The sequence below is a fragment of the Streptomyces sp. NPDC001536 genome (assembly GCF_042894505.1).
Lineage (GTDB): Bacteria > Actinomycetota > Actinomycetes > Streptomycetales > Streptomycetaceae > Streptomyces.
Genome location: NZ_JBIAVQ010000010.1, coordinates 45336 through 63425 on the forward strand (window position 1 = coordinate 45336; position 18090 = coordinate 63425).

General features: G+C 69.9%; 13 protein-coding genes and 2 pseudogenes. 8 read left to right on the top strand and 7 right to left on the bottom strand.

What is annotated here, in order from left to right:
* Positions 1–105 precede the first annotated feature (105 nt).
* From ACFY0U_RS26250 to ACFY0U_RS26275, 6 genes are all read left to right on the top strand, one after another.
* Positions 106–372 carry a hypothetical protein gene (locus ACFY0U_RS26250; protein ID WP_388639736.1) on the top strand — a complete coding sequence of 89 codons (267 nt, stop codon included), beginning with the start codon at positions 106–108 and terminating at the stop codon, positions 370–372.
* Complete coding sequence (locus ACFY0U_RS26255) at positions 369–536, top strand: hypothetical protein (protein ID WP_388639738.1); 168 nt, start codon at positions 369–371, stop codon at positions 534–536. The genes ACFY0U_RS26250 and ACFY0U_RS26255 overlap by 4 nt, the downstream gene beginning before the upstream one ends.
* Complete coding sequence (locus tag ACFY0U_RS26260) at positions 517–1281, top strand: hypothetical protein (RefSeq protein WP_388639740.1); 765 nt, start codon at positions 517–519, stop codon at positions 1279–1281. The genes ACFY0U_RS26255 and ACFY0U_RS26260 overlap by 20 nt, the downstream gene beginning before the upstream one ends.
* 112 nt (positions 1282–1393) lie before the next feature.
* A complete protein-coding gene (locus ACFY0U_RS26265) occupies positions 1394–5398 on the top strand; it encodes a CHAT domain-containing protein (protein WP_388639742.1) in 4005 nt (1334 codons plus the stop codon).
* 127 nt (positions 5399–5525) lie between these two features.
* Complete coding sequence (locus ACFY0U_RS26270; RefSeq protein ID WP_388639744.1) at positions 5526–6080, top strand: hypothetical protein; 555 nt, start codon at positions 5526–5528, stop codon at positions 6078–6080.
* A gap of 138 nt (positions 6081–6218) precedes the next feature.
* Entirely contained in the window at positions 6219–6467 is a 249-nt protein-coding gene (locus tag ACFY0U_RS26275) for a carboxypeptidase-like regulatory domain-containing protein (RefSeq protein WP_388639746.1), read from the top strand.
* 644 nt (positions 6468–7111) lie between these two features.
* Here the strand turns inward: ACFY0U_RS26275 and ACFY0U_RS26280 are convergent.
* Positions 7112–8452 carry a ferric reductase-like transmembrane domain-containing protein gene (locus ACFY0U_RS26280; protein ID WP_388639748.1) on the bottom strand — a complete coding sequence of 447 codons (1341 nt, stop codon included), beginning with the start codon at positions 8450–8452 and terminating at the stop codon, positions 7112–7114.
* A 288-nt stretch (positions 8453–8740) separates the two neighbouring features.
* Here ACFY0U_RS26280 and ACFY0U_RS26285 point away from each other — a divergent pair, with 288 nt between their 5' ends.
* Positions 8741–9529 (top strand): SAM-dependent methyltransferase, encoded by a 789-nt coding sequence (locus ACFY0U_RS26285; protein ID WP_388639750.1) that lies wholly within the window; start codon positions 8741–8743, stop codon positions 9527–9529.
* A 140-nt stretch (positions 9530–9669) separates the two neighbouring features.
* Here the strand turns inward: ACFY0U_RS26285 and ACFY0U_RS26290 are convergent, their stop codons facing one another.
* The gene (locus ACFY0U_RS26290; RefSeq protein WP_388640306.1) at positions 9670–10803 is read right to left on the bottom strand and encodes an MFS transporter; all 1134 of its coding nucleotides are present in this window, start codon (positions 10801–10803) and stop codon (positions 9670–9672) included.
* Positions 10804–11137: 334 nt separating this feature from the next.
* Between ACFY0U_RS26290 and ACFY0U_RS26295 the strand changes: the two genes are divergently transcribed.
* Positions 11138–13249, top strand: a complete 2112-nt coding sequence (locus ACFY0U_RS26295; RefSeq protein ID WP_388640308.1) for a LamG-like jellyroll fold domain-containing protein — start codon at positions 11138–11140, stop codon at positions 13247–13249.
* A gap of 48 nt (positions 13250–13297) precedes the next feature.
* Here the strand turns inward: ACFY0U_RS26295 and ACFY0U_RS26300 are convergent.
* From ACFY0U_RS26300 to ACFY0U_RS26320, 5 genes and pseudogenes are all read right to left on the bottom strand, one after another.
* Positions 13298–14086 (bottom strand): annotated as a pseudogene (locus ACFY0U_RS26300) (lipid II:glycine glycyltransferase FemX).
* Positions 14087–14095: 9 nt separating this feature from the next.
* On the bottom strand, positions 14096–14749 hold the full coding sequence (locus ACFY0U_RS26305) for a hypothetical protein (RefSeq protein ID WP_388639752.1): 654 nt from the start codon (positions 14747–14749) through the stop codon (positions 14096–14098).
* A gap of 49 nt (positions 14750–14798) precedes the next feature.
* Entirely contained in the window at positions 14799–17003 is a 2205-nt protein-coding gene (locus ACFY0U_RS26310) for a glycoside hydrolase domain-containing protein (protein WP_388639754.1), read from the bottom strand.
* A gap of 102 nt (positions 17004–17105) precedes the next feature.
* Positions 17106–17492, bottom strand: a complete 387-nt coding sequence (locus tag ACFY0U_RS26315) for a hypothetical protein (protein ID WP_388639756.1) — start codon at positions 17490–17492, stop codon at positions 17106–17108.
* 180 nt (positions 17493–17672) lie between these two features.
* Positions 17673–18027 (bottom strand): annotated as a pseudogene (locus ACFY0U_RS26320) (hypothetical protein); the annotation flags it as partial.
* Between the last annotated feature and the right edge of the window lie 63 nt (positions 18028–18090).

Genomic DNA, 18090 nt, shown 5'->3' on the forward strand with positions numbered 1-18090 from the left:
AGTCCCGTTGCACAGTCCGATACGGCGTGCAATGTGACCCCGCGGCGGCCGACGTCTGTCGTATCAATGGACACAACCGGCAGAAATCGACGAGGGGGACGAATCATGCTGTTCAAGTCGGCGGGTCAGAAAGAGTTGGAATCTCTCATCGACGGCCTGGCGCGTTCCTACATGCGCGGTCACACGCGCAACTCGCCCGAGGGCCGCGCGGAGCTCTGCGGGGAGATCGCGCAGTTGGCGGACGAGCTGCGCGACGCGGGCAGGGAGCGAGCCGTGCGCGGGGCGCGGGGCTACCAGTCCGCCCTGTACTTCGGGCTGCCTCCGCACGCCCAGAGGGAGATGGAGCGTATGGTCGCGGAGGCCCTGGCGTGACGGCCTCCACTCCCCAGGAGGGCGAGGTCCGCTTCACCGGGGCCGTGCCCGAGGTGTACCTGGACGGGACATGGAATCCGATGGGGGACGAAGGCGTCATCGCCCCGGTGGACGACGTACCAACCGTCTTCTTCAAGGGCCACGGTGACGACCCCGACGACTGATCCCCAGGCAGGCCGAGCGACGACCGCCGGCTCCTCCCCGCTCGACGCGGTCCCGGACATGCGGGCCACGGCGAAATGGATGCTCGCGGCCCTGGCGGCCGTGGGCGCCGTCCTCCTCGCCGGTGTCCCGCTGACCGCCATGCGGTCAGCGGCCTCCACGGGCCGGCTGCTGTTCGCGCTGGGCGGCCTGGCGGTCGCCCTGGCCGGGGTGGGCTGGGCCCTGTGGGTCACGAGCGAGGCCCTCATGCCACGTCTGGTGTCCTACCGGGACCTCAGCACTCCACGGTTCACGGAGATCAAGACCGCGGTCGAGTCGGATCCCGAGCTCTTTCTGGGACCGTCCGCGCGCAAGGGGCCCACCGCGCTGGACGACTTCGACAACACCTTCGTCAAGCACCGGCTGGTGCTCCAGAACGTCACACGGATGCTGGCGGCGGAGAGCGATCCGACACGCCGCCAAGCCCTGGCCGCAGCCCGTCGGCAGGCCGCATCGTGGGTCGCCGACGACTACACCCGGGTAAGTCGCCTGGCGGCCCTGATGTACGCGTGGGATGTTCGCGCCGGCGTCCGCAAGGCCCGCGTCCACACCTTCATCGGATGCGGGGTCACTCTGGTCGGCGCCCTGTGCCTGGTCCTGGCGACCTCCGCGACGGATCCGGCCGAGAAGACACCGGCAACGGTCTCCACCGTCTCGCCCGTCCCCTCGGGGGCCGCCGTCGCCACACCCAGTGCTCCGGCCCGCTGACCATCACGACACCGGGCCGAATAGCCACGCAGGCACGACTGCCTGCGCCATGCCCCTGCCACAACCCCCTTCGGTACGTCTGTCACGACACGTCCGCCCACACGGAGACCCCATGCCGTCGCACCCGCGTCACGCCGCCTCCCCCTCGGCCACCCCGACGGACGCCGTCCTGCACATCGACAACAGTGAGGTCTCCCTTCGGCTGCCCGGTCGTGCGGGCGTGGTGCGCCAGCGGGCCGGCGTGCCCGATCACGCCGCCGACCAGGCCTGGTGGGTGCTGCGCGCCTGGCGCACCCGATCCGCGGCCGAGGCCGCCGCGCCGTTGCGCCCGCTCGACCACGCCGCCGACACGGACCCGTCCCACGCGGATCTCGTCGCCGCGGGCGCCGCCCTCACCCGCACCTACGTCGAGGGTCCGGTAGGGCGAGCCCTCGACGACCTGCTGCGCCACTCCCCCGGCCCGAACGCCGCGCACAGACTCGGACTCCATGTCACGGACGCACGGCTGAAGGATCTGCCGTGGGAGGCCCTGTGCCACCCGGGCACCCGCTCGCCGCTGGCGCTCGACCCGCACGTGGCGCTCTACCGTTCCGCTTCACCGGGGCCCGGCCACGGCCTCGAGAGCGCGGGGCAGGACGTACCGGAAGGACCGCTGCGGACCCTGGCGCTGATCGCCGCGCCAGAGGAGTACGGTTTCGCCCGCCTCGACATCGAGACAGAGCAACGGCGGCTGCTCGACGCCACCGACCGCTCCGGTCGACTGGTGTTGGAACTACTGGGCGAGGGAACCTGGCAGGCGCTGCGCTCCACATTGCACCGCGCCGCGTTCGACATCGTGCACCTGTCGTGTCATGGCTACGAGCAAGGCCTCTGTCTGGAGGACGGTACGGGCGCGGCCGATCTCGTGCCCTTCGACCGCCTCGTCGCCGCGTTTCCCGACGACGCCCCGAAGCCCGGCCTGCTGGTCCTGTCGGCCTGTGCCTCGGCACGCGGCGCGTCCACCGGCCCCTTCACGCCCCGCACCGACCTGTCCGCACCGGGACGACCGCCGCTCACCGGTCAACTGCCCGGCCTGGCGGAGCGTTTCGCTTCCGCGGGCTTCCCGGCGGTGCTCGCGATGACGGCGGAAGTCAGCGACGGCTACGCCACGGACTTCGGCGCCCGCCTCTACGAGCGCCTCGCCGAGGACCCAGTCACCCCACTTCCCCATACGGTCGCCCGAACCCGGCAGGAACTGGAACAACAGCGCCGGCCCGAACCCTTCGGCATGCCGCCGGACCAGCCACCACGCCCTCGGCGTCCGGCGGAGTGGGGTACGCCCACCCTCTACGCCGCCGGACGGCCCGGCGGCCTGCGCAGCGAGGCCGCAACCACAGCCCGCTCCCCGAAACCGCCCTACGGGGCCGGCGGCACCGCGGCGAACGCCGGTGCCGGCTCACAGGTCGCAGTGGGCCGCCGCCGGGAACTGCAGTGGTTGCTGCGCAGGCTCTGGCAGGCCGGTGAGCCAGTGCAGGTAACGGGGCTCGCGGGCACGGGCAAGACGGCGCTCGTCGAGGAATCCCTGGCGCGGCAGGCTGTGCCCCGCCAGCGCGTCGCGCACCTGGACGACCGTACCTCGGCACTGGAAACCCTCACCCGGATGACGCGGGCCCTGACCGGACTCGTCGACCCGCAAGCGGCGCAACGCCTGTGCGACCCGGACCTCCCCGACGCCGAACGGATCCGCCGCGCCCAGGAGTGGTTCGACGCCCACGAGGCCCGCGACGTCAACGCCGACGGCAAGGACACCCGTACATCTCCCCGGTCCGCCCCAGCCCCGGCTGTTGTCCTGTTCGACTTCCCCACCGCGTCGGCGGTCTCGTGCCCGCCCGAGCCGCAGGGCGAGATGAGCGATTGCCTCAAGGCCGCGTTCCTCACGGCGTGGGTGACGTCCGGCGACGGCGGACAGCGGCGACTCGTCGTCACGTCCCGCTCACCCGTGCACTTCAACCTGCGCTCGCACGCGCACCCGCCGTTGGCCACCTTGCGAGTGGAGCCGCTGCCGTTGTCCGAGGCCCGCTATCTGGCGCGGCGTGTTCCCGGGCTGGGCGTTCTGCGCCCTCAGGACCTGGACCGGCTCGTCGACGGTCTCGGCGGCCACCCGCGGGCCCTGGCCTTCGCGGCCTGCCTGCTGCGCGCGACCCCGCAGGCGGCGAGCCCGGACATCTGGCCGCGCCTCATGGACGTACTGCGCGCCCGTGGTCTGAACGTCCCCGAACAGCACGTGCAGTCCGTGTCGGCCGAGGGGCTGAGCGCAGTCCTGCGGGAGGCAGCCGTGCTGACGGCCGAGGACGCGGCCCTGCCCGCTGTCTGGTCTCGACTGTGCGCCGACGCCCGGAGCGCCCTGACGGCGGCCGCGGTCTTCCGTGGCCCGATGTCAGCCCAGGCGTTCCTGCCGCGCGGCGAGTCCTCAGCCGACATGACGGCGGCGCGGAATTCGCCTCCCGCGCCGACTCGGCCGGCCGGACCGCACATCCTCGACGAACTCGTCGCCGCGGGACTGCTGTCCTCCTCTCCGGAGCCGGACGCGCATCCGCGGTTCGCCGTTCCACGGTGGATCGCCACGTACCTGTCGGAACTCGCCCCGCAGGCATGGCGGGCGGCGCACCGCAGGGCCACGGCCCACTGGTTCGCCCGGCTCGGGGCCGGTGACCTCGAACTGCCCGCCGACGTGGCCGCGGCCGACGAGGCCAGGTACCACGCCGGACAGGCGGGCATGGCAGACGAGTTCGTCGGCGTCACCGGTCTGCTGTGTCGCCGTCACCTCGCGGCCGGGCGGTTCAATGAGGTGAGAGCGCTGTCGCGGGAGATCCTCACGGTGGTCCCGCCCGATTCCCTCCTAGCCGCCGACGCCCACGAAGGCATCGGCGACTGCGACCTCGAGACCGGACAGGTCGCCGCAGCCGTTCAGGCCCATGAACGCGCCTTGGCCATCCGACGCCGGGCGGGAGACAAAGCTTCGATCGTGCAGAGCCTGCACCGCCTCGGTGTCACCGAGACCAACCTCTCCCGGTACGACCGTGCCGACGCTCACTTCCAGGAGGCGCTGTCCCTCAGCGAACAGCTCGGTGATCACGAGGAGATGAGCCGCATCCACCATTCGCTCGCCGTGCGCGCCGACCGGCACGGCGACCTCGCGGCCAAGAAGCGGCACCTGGACCGTGCAGACGCGCTGCGCGGCGAAACGGCGAACCGTCGTTCCCTTGCGGCGCGGCTGACCGAGCGAGGCCGACTGGCCATCGACGAGGGCCGCTACGCCGACGCGCTGCGGTGTTTCGAGCAGGCACTTGAACACGACCGCGAGGTGCCCGCCGACCGGCACGGCATCGCCGAGACGACCTTGCTCGTCGCCGACGTCTACCTCCGCCTGGAACAACCGGACGAACTCAAGGCCCACGCACGCGAGGCGCTGCTTCAGACCGAGCGGATCGGCGACACCGACGGAATGCTCCGCGCATACACCTATCTGGTCTACGCGGCCCTCATGGAGAAGGACGTCACCACGGCGCACACCCTCGCGGAGCACCACCTCGCGCTCGCCGAACGCAGCGGCGACGTGGAGGACCTCGAACTGGGCCTGAACCTGATCGCCGCGGTCGCCAGGGACTCCGGAGACCTCGACACGGCCAATAGACGGTGGAGCGAATGCCTGGCCAGTGCCGAACGGCGCGGCGCCAGAGACTCGGAGGGCCGCTACCGCCACCACCTCGGCGTGGTGGCGTACATGGACGGCGATCTGGAAGGCGCCCGGCACCTGCTCGCGGGGGCCGCACGCACCCTCAAGGAGGCCGGCGCGGACGCAGGCGCCGCCGAGAGCCTGGGCGCCCTCGCCCACGTGCTGCTCACGCTCGCCGAACACACGGGCCGACCGCATCTGTGGGACGACTCCCTGCGCGCACTGGCCGACGCCACTCTGCACCTCAATCAACCGGATGTGCAGGACGCCCAGCTCACCAGGAACAGAAACGTCTACGCCGCCCTGGTCCGCCGCCTAGGCCACCAAACGACGATCGCCCGGCTGCACGCGTTCTACGACACAAGCGAAGCAGCGGCCGTTCTTGCGCTGCTTGAGCGGTGATATCCACGTGGCCACGATCCCGCCGACGACAGTGAAGTCGAGGCATGCATCGCAACACACCGCCGTAAGAACACGTCACGCTCACGGGGCCGCTCAGCCCCAAGCGTCCGCCAGAAAGGGTCAGTTCATGGCTTCTCGCCGATCCGGCAAAAGCGGTGCCGACCTGTACGTGCAACTCTACGGTCGTCCCTCGGCCGCTGCCCCGGCCGCGCCACCGCCCACCATCGCCGCCGGCAGCCCAATGCCCGCGGAGACTTCGTCCTACTGGAAGGACGGAGACCGGGACCCCACGAAGCAACGCGACATCCCCCGTCTCTTTCCGTACTTCTATCACTCCGTACTCGCCCGAAACGGAAAGGCGGTACATGGACGCAACATCATGCCGCTCATCGAATACATAGACGCCATGCTGATTTTCCAAGGGAACCTCTGGTTCCAAAAGATCGAGGATCCCCGCACGGGCGAGGTCTTCCGGCAGCGCTTCCTCATCGCCCTGGACGAGTACGAGCTGCCTGAACACCGCCCCGACGATGTGATCGACTTCCTCTGGTCCTGGAGAACGACGGCCCGCCCCGGCCTGAGGCAGTTCGTGGACCAGAAATACACCGACCTGACCAGCCCCTCAAGCAAGCTCCTCGAGTTCGGCGACACGCTGCCCTTCGGCATCTGGCACCGCGACTGACCGATGGAACGGCCATTCCGGTCACCCGCACCGCTCCCGGCACGCCCGACCCATACGCGGGCAGCGGGCTCTCGGAGACCGGGCGTTCGACCGACCGCAGTACACCGCGGGCAAACGGGAGTGGCGAACGCCGATGCAATGATCCAGGCCGGCGGGACCGTCCTGACCGCAGACGGCACCCCACTCCCCGGCGCCTGGGTGAGGGTGGAGACCCCGGCCGGCGACGGGGTCCCCACCACGCACACCACCCGCCAGGGCCGCTTCCTCGTCGACCGCTTCCCCGCCGGCCACTACCGACGCCGAGCCCGCGTCACCGGCCTCGGCGAACGGATACGCAAGTTCGACGTCCCCGGCCCAGCAGGCCGCTACGACATCACCTTCGGCTGACGACCGAGCGCGCGTATCTGCCGAGCGGCCACGCCCACATTTCTGAAGCAACCTGGAACTGCCCACGGACGAGGGGAGGCGCAACGCCCTTGCCAAGCGCCTGGCGACTGGTGCGTCCACGACACACGGCCAACGCTTTGTGAACCGCTGCGGGTGCGTTGGAGGCTCGGACCTGTCCTGAAGCGCGGGTCCTGTTCTCAGGTCGCCGATCCGGTGGTACTTCCGGGACACGGCTGCCGACCGGCTGAACGGCGCACGGCCGCGAGGCAGCCATGCTGTTCGATCCCTCGGCCGATCCGTGGTGGAAGGACGGCCGGTTCTTCCTCTCCGACTTCTCCGACGACATCCTCCACCCGGACACCTGGGCGGCCTTACACCACTGAGTGCGTCCCCCGCTCGCACCCCCGCTGTCACGGGTTGTCACCTCGCCCGCTCCTGGCAACCTTCTCTGTTCGCCGGGCATATCAACGCGCCTCGCCACCCCATCAGTCGGCCATCTTGCCGGTGCTGCAGGCTGCGGAGGACTGTGGGACCGCCAGGCGGCCGCTGCCGTGCGCCAGCACCTCGACTCAGGCCGCGGCGGCAGGGGCGTCCGGCCCAGACACCCGTTGCGTCGGCGTCGACAGAGGTGCGGCCCCCTCCGGTCAGGCCAAGCCGAACTTCTCCGCGTGCACCTGCCGCGCCGGGACGCGCAGGTCTCGTAGGCCGGTCAGGACGGCCGCCGTCATGGCCGGAGGCCCGCACACGTAGACGTCGCGCGTGGTGATGTCCGGGACCAGTTGGTGCAGGTTGCCCGGGCCGAACGGCGGGACGCCGGTCTCACCGGTCCGGCCCGTGAGGAGGTGGAGGCGTCCGCCCCGCAGGGCCAGCAGGCGGCGTACCTCGTTCAGCAGGACGGCGTCGTCCTCACTGCGTGCCCGGTACAGCACGACGACATCGCCGCTCACCTGCTCCTCGAGCATGGCCCGCACGGGTGTGATCCCCACCCCGCCGGCGATCAGCAGGACGCCGGGCCGGGAGCGGTGCAGGGAGGTGAACGCGCCGTAGGGTCCTTCGACGAAGGCGCGGCTGCCGACGGGGAGGTCGCGCAGGCCGGCGCTGGCGCTGCCGACGGCCTTCGCGGTGAGGCGCAGTCCGCGTCCGTCGGGCGCCGCCGACAGCGAGAAGGGGTTGGCGAGCCACCAGTTGTTGTGGCCGGGGAACCGCCAGATGCAGAACTGACCGGCCCGGGCCGGGAGTTTGTCGAGGTGCCGGCCGGTGACGTACACGGAGACCACGTCGTGCGACTCCGGCACCACGGCGGCCACGCTGAAGCGGTGGTAGGCGTTGCGCCACAGCGGCACGACAAGACGCCCGGTCAGCAGCGCGCCGAAGGCGAACAGCCACAGGATCCACCAGTAGGCCGTGGCGAAGGCGGAGGACGTGAACGTCGTCGTCTCCTCCAGCTGGTGCACGAACGCCAGGCCGAGGGCCACGTAGAGCAGCAGGTGCAGACCGTGCCAGACCTCGTACCGCAGCCGCCTGCGCACCGACCGGGTGGAGATGGTGGCGATCGTGACGATGACGGCCGCCGCCAGCATGCCCAGCAGGGAGGCCGGTACCCCGCTCAGCGCGACGAACGTCTTGGCCATGGAGGTGTCGTCGAGTGTCGCGTAGCCGAGGACCACGAGCGTCGCGTGGGTCAGGACGGTCCACAGCAGGGTGAAGCCGACCCAGCGGTGCCACACCGTGAGCCGGTCCATCCCGATGCGGCGATCCAGCCACGGCAGCCGGGCCACCAGCAGCAGTTGCAGCAGCATCAGCAGGGCCGCGTGCAGTCCGAAGAACTTGGCGACCGTGAGCACCTCGTTCTTGCCCGACCCGGCGCTGGCGAACAGCACCTCGACGATCACCACATTGACCAGGACGAATGCCCACATCGCCCAGCGCGCCGCGTCCACCGGACGCACGGTGCCCGTCCGCACCGTTCGACTCTCCGCCACCATGGTTGCCCCTCACTCCCCCGGGGTCGCCGTACGTGGGCGACCCGTGTGCACAAACCCCATGAAGACCGAGGTATTTGGCTGGATCCGCACCTCGATCGCGTAAGAATACGGCCGGTGAGCCGGTTCCGTTCATGCCGGAACCTTCCAATCTGACCGCGAATCGTCCCATTCGACAGCCAGTACCGCCGCGAGGCCTGCCGGAATGGTGAACTGGCGTACATCGCACGGGTGTTGGGCCGTACGTTGTGACGGGTACTTCCCGCTTCGGCAGAAAGACGGATGCTGCGCATGAGCGACCACACGGAGATCGACACCTCGGTGCCGCACTCAGCCCGTATCTGGAACTACTGGCTGGGCGGGAAGGACAACTACCCCGTCGACGAGCAGGCCGGCGACGCGTACACCGCCGTGTTCCCTGGCATCGTGACGATCGCCCGCAGCAGCCGCGCGTTCCTGCGCCGCACCATCACCTACCTGGCCGCCGAAGCGGGCATACGCCAGTTCCTCGACGTCGGAACGGGCCTGCCGACCGCCGACAACACCCATGAGGTCGCCCAGCGAATCGCTCCCGAATCCCGGATCGTGTACGTCGACAACGACCCGTTGGTCCTGACGCACGCCCGTGCCCTGCTCTCCTCCACGCCCGAGGGGGCGACCTCCTACGTCGACGCCGACGCGAATGCCCCGGACCGTGTCCTGGCGGCCGCCGCGAACACCCTGGACCTCGGCCGACCGACGGCACTGATCCTCAGCAACATCCTGGGCCACGTCGCCGACCATGGCCAGGCGCGCGCCATCATCGACCACCTCATGGGGGCACTGCCGTCCGGGAGCCACCTCTCCATCAACGACGGTTCGCGCGGCATCGACCCGGTCTTCGAGCGCGCCCAGGACGCGTACAACGAGAGCGGCGCCGTCCCGTACCACCTGCGCACCGTCGACGAGATCACCTCGTTCTTCGACGGTCTGGAACTCCTGGAGCCTGGCGTCGTCTCAGTCCCCCTGTGGCGACCCGACGCCACGAGTCCGGCCCCACAAGTCATCGCTGAACACGGCGGACTTGCCCGCAAGCCCTGACGTGGATGTTTCCGACCGCAAGCCCGCGGCCCGCGTCATCAGCCACTTCCTGGAGGGCGGTCCGCAGGCAACCCGCCGGGAAGCCGCTCGGACGTGCGGTCGGGTCTGCCAGGGCGGAGCATCGCCGTACCCCACTGATCTCAGTACGGCTCATCGGGCCGCTTCCGGCCGGTGACGCAGCGGCCCCCGACGAGCAGGACCGTGCAGGCCGCGACCGTCAGCAGCCCGCCCGCCAGGAAGGCGGCACGCACATCGGCGAGCGACAGGATCAGTCCGCCGAGCGCGGCCCCCGCCGCGATGCCGGCGTTGTAGGCACCGGAGTTCGCGGCGAGTGCGATGTCGGTACGGCCCGGTGCGCACCGCAGCATGGCGTGCTGGGTGGTCATGAAGACCGGCCCGAGCGCACCGCCCATCAGCACCAGAAAGACCACCGCTGTCACCTGGTGGGCGCCGACTGCGTACAGGCCGAGCATGCCCACTCCCTGCACGGCCACAGCCGTGGTCACCGCGGACTGCGGGAAGCGGTCCAGCAGCACCCCGGTCAGGCTCACCCCGGCCAGACAGGCGACGCCGAAAACCGCGAGCAGGCCGCCGACCGCACCCGGCCCGAACCCGCTCACATCACCCAGGAACTTCACGAGGTAGGTGTATCCCGCGAACGCTCCGGTGGCGGACAGGGTCCCGGCCGCCAGCACGAACCTGAACCGGCGGGCATCGGGCCGAGTCCCGTAGGCGGCGGGCTCTTCTTCCGGACTCGAGGTCCGCAACAGACCGGCGATCGTCACGAGCGAGATGAGTCCCAGGACCGCCAGTAGGGCGATGGGCGCTTGCCAACGGGTCTGTCGGCCCAGCCAGGTCCCGGCGGGAACACCGAGTACGAGCGCGAGCGAGCCGGCGACGGACAGAGCCGCCAGGACACGGCCACGGACCTTGGGCGCGAACAGGCCTACCGCGACCGGTCCCATCACAGCCCAGAACAGTGCCTGAGCGAGCGCGGTGAGCAGCCGCGCCGCGAGGAGCAGCCAGTAGGAGGTCGTCAGTGCGGCGATCAGGCTGGACAGGACCAGGGCGGCCAGGACCCCCATGAGCACATGCCGTCGTGGGACGGCCCGCAGGGCGTGGGCGAGTGGCACCGATGCCACGGCCACTGTCACGCCGTATCCCGTGACCAGGAATCCGACCGCCAGCACGGACACCCGCAGGCTTTCGGAGATGAGCTCCAGAAGGCCGACGGGCAGGTTCTCCGCCGTATTGAAGGTGAACGCGGCCAGCATCAGGCCACCGAGCACCGCCGGCCCGTGCCACGGGGCTGGTTGTGTCGCGAGCCCGGGGTTTCGTCCTGTGCTCGCCCGCCGGGCCTGTTCCGCGGCAATGTCCACGAAGCCACCTCACCGGGCGCCTCATCCCGCCGCAACCGAATTCCCCCGACGTGGCCGAGCCCCTCGACGGATCAGGCGGGTGTGTCCGCACCGCGCTGTGGAAAACCCTTACGGCGCTGTCAGTGGCGCCTGTTAGCTTCTGTGAGCTCGTGTGATCCACGGGCATCAATCGCTCACAGGGGAGGGCCAGTTGAAGCTGTCCAGGAAGACCGGCAGACACAGAGGGACGGTGGTGGCGGCGTGCGCGGCAGCGCTGCTGGCGGGCCTCACCGGCACGGCGCACGCCGTGGACAACCTGCCGCCGAACCAACCGCTCGTCGAGGACCTCCAGTCGGGCGGCAAGCCCTGCGCGACGGGTGACGACACGGTGTACGTATCGGCTCCGCCTCGGTTGAGCGCCGTCCTGTACGACCCGGAAGAGGACAACCAGCCCAGTGAGTCCAGCCCGGTCTCGGGCGAGTTCGAAGCCTGGTGGACGGATGCCGACGGGACGGTGCAACGCCGTTCCTACACCACGATCACCCTGTCCTCGGGATCGCGCCAGTACTGGACGATGCCGAGCGACCTTCCCGCGAACACCGCCGTCTCCTGGCGCGTCCGCGCGAACGACGGCCACGCCACCTCCCCCTGGAGCGACGAGGGCGACGGCTCGGCCTGCTCCTTCGTCTACGACGACACGAGCCCCGAGAAGCCGACGATCAGCTCTCCCGAGTACCCCACCCCGGACGAGGTGTTCTGGGTGGACGGTGTCGGCGTCTACGGCCACTTCACCGTCGACTCCCCCTCCGACGACGTGGTGTCGTACACCTACGGCTTCCCCGGCGGCCCCTACGGCACTGTCACCGCCGAGCAGCCCGGCGCGGCCGTGACCATCCCCTACCTGCCACTCACCTCCGGTCCCAAGAACCTGACGGTCCGCGCCATCGACCGGTCCGGCCGCAGCAGCGCAGAGGCCCGCTACGACTTCAACGTGAAGTCCGGCCGAGCCGCTGTCACCCGCTGGAAGCTGGACGACCCGGCGGGGTCCCGTTCGGCGGCCGCCGAGAGCGGCACCCCCGCCCGCGCCGGCGTCGGCGCCACCTTCGGCGGCCCGGCCCCCACCGGCACCGCGGCCACCGCCACCGTCGCCCTCGACGGCTCCGGCCACGGCTTCCTCACCCCGGACGCCCCGGCCACCGACATCCGCGACACCTTCGCCGTCAGCGCCTGGGCCCGGCCCGCCGAGACCGGCCGCACCATGACCGTCGCCAGCCAGGACGCGGACGGACGGCCCGGGTTCACCCTCGGACTGCGCGCCCAGGACTCCGGCGCGCTCTGGTCGTTCGCCATCGGAGGAGCGCGAGTGTCCGGCGGCGCCCCCGAGACCGGGGAGTGGGCACATCTGCTGGGGCTGTACGACGCCGAGACCGGAAAGGCCCATCTGTACGTCAACGGCCACGAGGTGGGAGACGCGGTGGCGGCGACTCCCGCCGAAGCCGCCGGCGCCTTCCAGATAGGGCGTGCGCGCGGCACCACCGGTTACCGCGACCGGTGGCACGGTGACGTCGGCGACGTACAGGTCCATGACCGCGTCGTCGTGCCGAAGGAAGTGGCCGAACTGGCCTGGCGCAAGCCGAGTCTGCTCGGCCACTGGTCCCTGTCGAGCGATACCGACGGCGCCAGTCCCGAGCAGTCGGGCGGCACACCGCTTCAACTCGCCGGTGGCGCCTCGATCTACCGCGCCTCGAACGACTCCTGTATCCCCGAGCTCGACCCGGACTGCACCTACGTGCCGCCGCCGCTGGTCGGTGACGGGCATCTGACTCTGGACGGGGAGAGCGGATACGCCACCGCCGAAGGGCCCGTCGTGGACACCGGTGACAGCTTCACCATCGGTGTCGTCGTACGCCTTTCTGACTCCGACCCCGCTCACCCGATGACCGTCCTCTCCCAGGCCGGGGAGCACACCGACGCGTTCAAGGTGCGCTACGACCCGCCCACCCACAGCTGGCAGCTGGTGATGCCCGAACGGGACGAGGCCGGTGCGCCGGAGAAGGTGGTCTCCCAGATCACGGGTGCCGACGGCGGCGAGGGACAAGGTCAGCGACTGGCCGTGGTCTACGACGACGCCACCGACACCATCAAGCTGTACGCCGACGGCTACACCAACGCCACCGCCACCGCCAGCCTGCCCGACGGCTGGCACAGCTCCGGCGCGCTCCAGATCGGACGCGGCAAGGTGGGTGACGGCTGGGGCGAGTACCTGCACGGCGACGTGGACGAGGTGCAGGCCTACGCCGGTGCGCTGCGGGACGAGGACGTCCTGGGGCTCGGCACGGAGACGAACCCCTGCCTGTGCTGATCCGGCGGTCGGCCGGAACCCGGGTTCCGGCCGGCCGTGGCCCCATGCTCAGCGGCGGGACATGTAGGGGTCCAGGGCCTTGTGCAGGACCTTGGATCTCAACAGCCCCAGCAGGTGGTTGCTCTCCTCCAGCGTGTCGGTGATGCCGCGGAAGTTGTAGACACCCGCCCCGAGCGCGTGGGCGTCGCTCAGACGTGCTCGCCGCCGGTCAGCATCGTGGCGGCGGCGAGCACTTCCCCCTCGTGCTGGGCGAGGTAGAGGCGCATGCGGTCGCGGTCCTCGGCTGTCAGCGCGGTCCACATGCGCTGCGGGGGATGAACCTGTCCCGCTCGGCGGTCTCCCGGTAGATCTCGTAGAAGGCGGGCAGATCCTCGTATCCGCCCCGGACGACCTTGATGCCATCCTTCTCCGCCTTCTTGATGTTGCGGCGCCGCTGCTGGTTCAGGCCCCGCTCGATCTCCGCCAACGACCGCCCGGCGAAGGGCACTTGGAAGACGTAGCGCGGCTGGCCGGCGGCGAAGCCGTCCTCGTCTCCGGGTTCACTCTGCCGCCAGTCGCCCCGCCCGGGGGTCGGCGATCGCCGCCTCGACTGCCTCGGCTTCCAGCGCCCGGCCACGACGGGCGGCCCCATCTTCACCGAGAACGCCCTTGCTCCTTCAGGTAGGCGAGGTACCGCTTCAGCTTCGGCAACGGCCGCACCAGTACCAATCCCGCGCCGACGAGACGGTCACTCTCGTCGAACCACCCCAGGCTCTCCGCCCGCCAGTCCCGCTTCACATCGCCCCACGCGGGAACCTGCATGTGACTGACCGCGGGCCGGGCCCGGACGAAGGCCAGATGGCGTGGTCAGGCGCCCAGGGTGAGCGTCCCCGCTCCCTGCCCGGGTGTGTCCTCCCAGCCGCGGATCCTGGCTGCGAGCCGCTTCAGGCGCGCGTCCGAGGGGGGTACGTCGATCTGGAAGTGGGACTCGTTCGGGTGGCGGAAGTCTCCACCCCAGGCCACCACTTCCTGGCATTCCTTGAGGATGTCGCGGAGAGTGGCCAGTTGGTGGGGGAAGAGGCCGTCCTTGGTGCCCTTCGGGTACCAGGTCGGGCGGATCGCGACCGCGGTCCCGGAGGCGTGGTTGGTCGCGTAGCCCTTCAGCTTGCCGTTCGCCGGGCGGAAACCGATCACCTCACCGTCTACGAGCGTGTCGATCTCGTAGTGGTAGCGGCGGATGACATGGACGAGCACGGTGGCCGCCTCGCCGAGGCGCAGGGCCACGGAGACCGAACTGCCGGGCACCTGACGGGTCCAGATGGTTCCCGTGGTGTCGGCCTGCGGTTCCATCGGCCAGCCGTTGGCGCTGGTGGGGTGTGTGGGCGGGGTGTCCTCGGCGGCTCGCGTGGACGCGGACGCCGCAGACGGGGTCGCGAGTGTCGCGAGGCCCGCCGCCGCGGTCAGGCCGAGGCCGGTGCGCAGTACGCCACGGCGCGGCAGGTGCGGGGATGAGAGGGGCATAGCGGTCCTGTCCGAGAGTCGAGGGGTGCGATGGATGGCGATCGGTGTGTCACAGGCCGCGCAGGGGCGCGTTGTACTTCTCGAACACCCGGTGAAGGCCGAGCATGGCGGTGCCGTAGTCCTGAGCCCGGCCCTCGGTGCCGTTGTAGCGGGCCAGCGTGAGGCGGGTGTCCTCGTCGTCGGTGACCATGGACGGTCGGGGAACGTGGATCTCGTTGGCCCCCTGGATCAGGACCGTGGGCACCGTGCTGATGTTGTACTCGTGGTCGTTGTGCAGTCGCTGCCAGACGTTCCACAGGTCGTTCTCGTCGGCGGGGCCCATGAGGGAGCCGCCGATCAGGCCGGCCAGGATGCAGTGGTTGCGGCCGCGGATCGCGGTGGCGGCGAAGATCTGTGCGAGACCGGTGCTGGAGTCGTTCTTCGTGCTCAGTCCGGTCCCGTCGTAGTGGTCGATGACCGCCTCGTCACCGACGACGTCCAGGGTGTTGTACATCCGTATCTCCCACAGCAGCGGGCTCTGGATGATGGCTTTGCGCATTCTGAAGGTGCGCGCGAGCCGGGTGACCAGCCCGTCGAAGCTCATCAGGATGTCGAACGCCTGCGTGGTGGACCGATACGTGAGGGCCTGGGCGCCCTGGCTTCCGCCCTCCTCCGGCACACCCATGGTGTTGAGGAGGTACGACTGGACGTCCGCGAGCAGGGCGTTGCGTCGGGACATGTCCATACTGACGTCCAGGTCCGCGGTCGTCTGCTCGGGGTTGTAGGTGTTCTGGCCCGAGTCGCGGCCGGACACGATGTTGTTGTCGATCTCGATGAGGCCGGCGCCCGCTCCCACCGAGACGGTGGAGATCTGGTCGAAGGCCCAGTCCTCGGGCAGCGGATAGCCGAGATTGCCGGAGAAGCCGGTGGACATGTCGCAGACGAAACTGGCCGAGGTGTATCCCGCGGCGGCGACGCGGCTGCACACGTTGCGGGGTCCGTAGATTCCGGTCAGGTACCCCTGGCCGTGCTCGTTCATGACGTCCCGGATCGCACGGAAGTGCGGGAGGATGTTGTCGGTGACCTCGTAGTCGAGCGCGTCGAAGTCGACGGCGAAGTAGATACGTGTGCCGGGTCTGAAGCCGTAGTGCTTGGCCCGCTCGATGGCGGCGAAGGCGTCGGCCACCCCCTGCTCGCGGCGGAAGTAGGCCGCCTCCCCGCCCCAGGTCTGGTAGATCGGGAAGCAGCTCAGTCCGTAGGCGGCCATCCGGCCCAGCTCACCGGGCTTGATCTTCTTGTCGAGGGTGGTGTTGGGGACGTTGGACAGGTAGCGGCCCACGATCTGGTATCCCGCGTCCCGAAGCGCCGCCGCGCGCGCGTCGGTGACCTCGGTGACGCAGTCGGCCGCCGTGCCCTTGCGGGTGGCGTCACCGGTGGACACCAGCAGCGAGGCCCAGGTCTGGAAGTCGCCTCGGCCGGTGACAGGGAGTTTCGCGAAACTCTGGAAGCTGCGCACACGTGTGGCCAGGTCGGCGTCGAACTGACTGCTGAAGACCGCCCCGATGCGCTTGTTGAAGATCATGGCGGCGGAGAAGAGACTCACCCAGGTCCCGGACGAGCCCTCCGAGAGGGGGTTGTTCCTGATGCCCTGCTGGGTGCCTGGGCCGAAGACACCGTTCGCGACGTCGTCGCTCATGCCGATCTCGTACTGGATCGCGAACATGAGTGCCTTCTGCACGTCCCGTGAGAAGTGACCGTCGCACGGCACGATGAAGAAGTTGCGGCGGCCGACATAGCGGCCGTTCATCCACTGCTGTACCGCGCGGGTCAGCTCGCTGCCGCCCTCGATGACGACGTAGGCGTCCATGGTGAGCAGCGCCTTGAACACCTTCGGCGCCACACCGTCCGCGAAGGCTCCGTCGACGCCCATGTTCTGCTTCAGCTCACGGACAGAGGCCGCGACGGAGTCGTTGTAGGTGCCGTCGATGCCACCGCCGTCGTAGCCCTTGCAGTACAGCGCGGACTGCACGATCTTGAGGATCTTCTCGTGCCGGGTGCCCGCGTTGATGACGGGATGGCGGGACTGGAGGGTCGCGAGCGTCGTCGGGCCGAAGCTGTCGGACAGGGCGGTGATGCCCAGCTCGTGCTGGAGCGCCCGGGTCAGCGCGAACATGACGGGCCAGCCGGTGCGGCCGTTCTCCTCGACCTTCGGGATTCCGGCGACGTTGTAGGAGTTGATGAACTTCTGTGCCTCGATGACCATCTGGTCGGCCACGCTGGGTCCTTTCACGCGCGCCTGGGAGGACTGCCCGGGCCGGTGCGCGCACCGGCCCGGAAAGAGGTTTGTCTCTGACTGGTCGTGTCCTTTGACGCCGCGTCAGCAGTCCTCGACGCCGTCGATCCAGTTGGTGGCGTTGTCGGTGTAGTAGCTGGCCATGTAGCCGCGGTGGCCGCTCGGGGTGAGGACCCACACCCAGTACGGGTTGCCGCCGACGCTCTGCGCACCCTCCTGCTGGCAGTACACCCACACCTGGGCCGGGCTGCTCACCGTGGTCTCCACCGTCGGGCAGTTGGCGGCCGACGGGTACAGATAGCACTGCTCCCCGCCGCCGGAACGGACGTTGACGCCGGAGGCCCAGACTCCGTAGTAGCCCGCGCCATGACCGGTCGCATGGGCGGCGCCCGCCGTGCCGACGACGAGGCCGGCGGAGGCGATGACGGTGGAGGCCATGGCCGCGGCAGCGGCCTTCACGGAATGGATCATGAGTGATTCCCCCTTGGGATGGTCAGGAAGCGGTCGTCGCGGGCCCGGGAGTCACACAGGGCGGCACACGTCACATGGCAGCGATGTGGACCTGTGAAGAGCGACGTCGACAGAGGCTAGTCAGACGGCGCGTGCTCAACTCCTGACACATGTCAGGGCAACCCGAGACGTGTACCAAACGCCGCGGCCCTCGACCCTGGGGGGGGGTGCACGGTGCACGGTGCACGCGGAGGCGGCCACGAGTCCGAAGCCGTTGTCGACGTGGCGGACCGTCACGTCGTCCACCCAGCAGTCGTAGGCGCATTGCAGGACGACGCCGTTGTAGCCCATGTCGAGCAGATGTGGTTGCCGCGCGGTCTGCACGGCCTCCAGGGTCAGGCCCTCCACTCCCGCGCCGGTCAACGCCTTTACACGGGGTGGTCAGTTGCGGGTCCCGCTCCCGAGACAGGTCCAGTGGGAGCGGCCTTTCGAGGGTGACCCGGCGGCCGCGGACTCGGGTGATGCGTACGGGCCATTCGTAGGGGACGTACGTGCTCGAACAGCGGCGGACCGGGGGTCCGGAAACCCTTCGGCGCCCCCGATGCCGGGCTTCCGGACC

Excerpts from the sequence above, each read along its gene's own strand:
- ACFY0U_RS26250 (WP_388639736.1), top strand. The coding sequence starts at position 106 with ATGCTGTTCAAGTCGGCGGGTCAGAAAGAGTTGGAATCTCTCATCGAC.
- ACFY0U_RS26265 (WP_388639742.1), top strand. The coding sequence starts at position 1,394 with ATGCCGTCGCACCCGCGTCACGCCGCCTCCCCCTCGGCCACCCCGACG.
- ACFY0U_RS26270 (WP_388639744.1), top strand. The coding sequence starts at position 5,526 with ATGGCTTCTCGCCGATCCGGCAAAAGCGGTGCCGACCTGTACGTGCAA.
- ACFY0U_RS26275 (WP_388639746.1), top strand. The coding sequence starts at position 6,219 with ATGATCCAGGCCGGCGGGACCGTCCTGACCGCAGACGGCACCCCACTC.
- ACFY0U_RS26280 (WP_388639748.1), bottom strand. The coding sequence starts at position 8,452 with ATGGTGGCGGAGAGTCGAACGGTGCGGACGGGCACCGTGCGTCCGGTG.
- ACFY0U_RS26285 (WP_388639750.1), top strand. The coding sequence starts at position 8,741 with ATGAGCGACCACACGGAGATCGACACCTCGGTGCCGCACTCAGCCCGT.
- ACFY0U_RS26290 (WP_388640306.1), bottom strand. The coding sequence starts at position 10,803 with ATGCTGGCCGCGTTCACCTTCAATACGGCGGAGAACCTGCCCGTCGGC.
- ACFY0U_RS26305 (WP_388639752.1), bottom strand. The coding sequence starts at position 14,749 with ATGCCCCTCTCATCCCCGCACCTGCCGCGCCGTGGCGTACTGCGCACC.
- ACFY0U_RS26315 (WP_388639756.1), bottom strand. The coding sequence starts at position 17,492 with ATGATCCATTCCGTGAAGGCCGCTGCCGCGGCCATGGCCTCCACCGTC.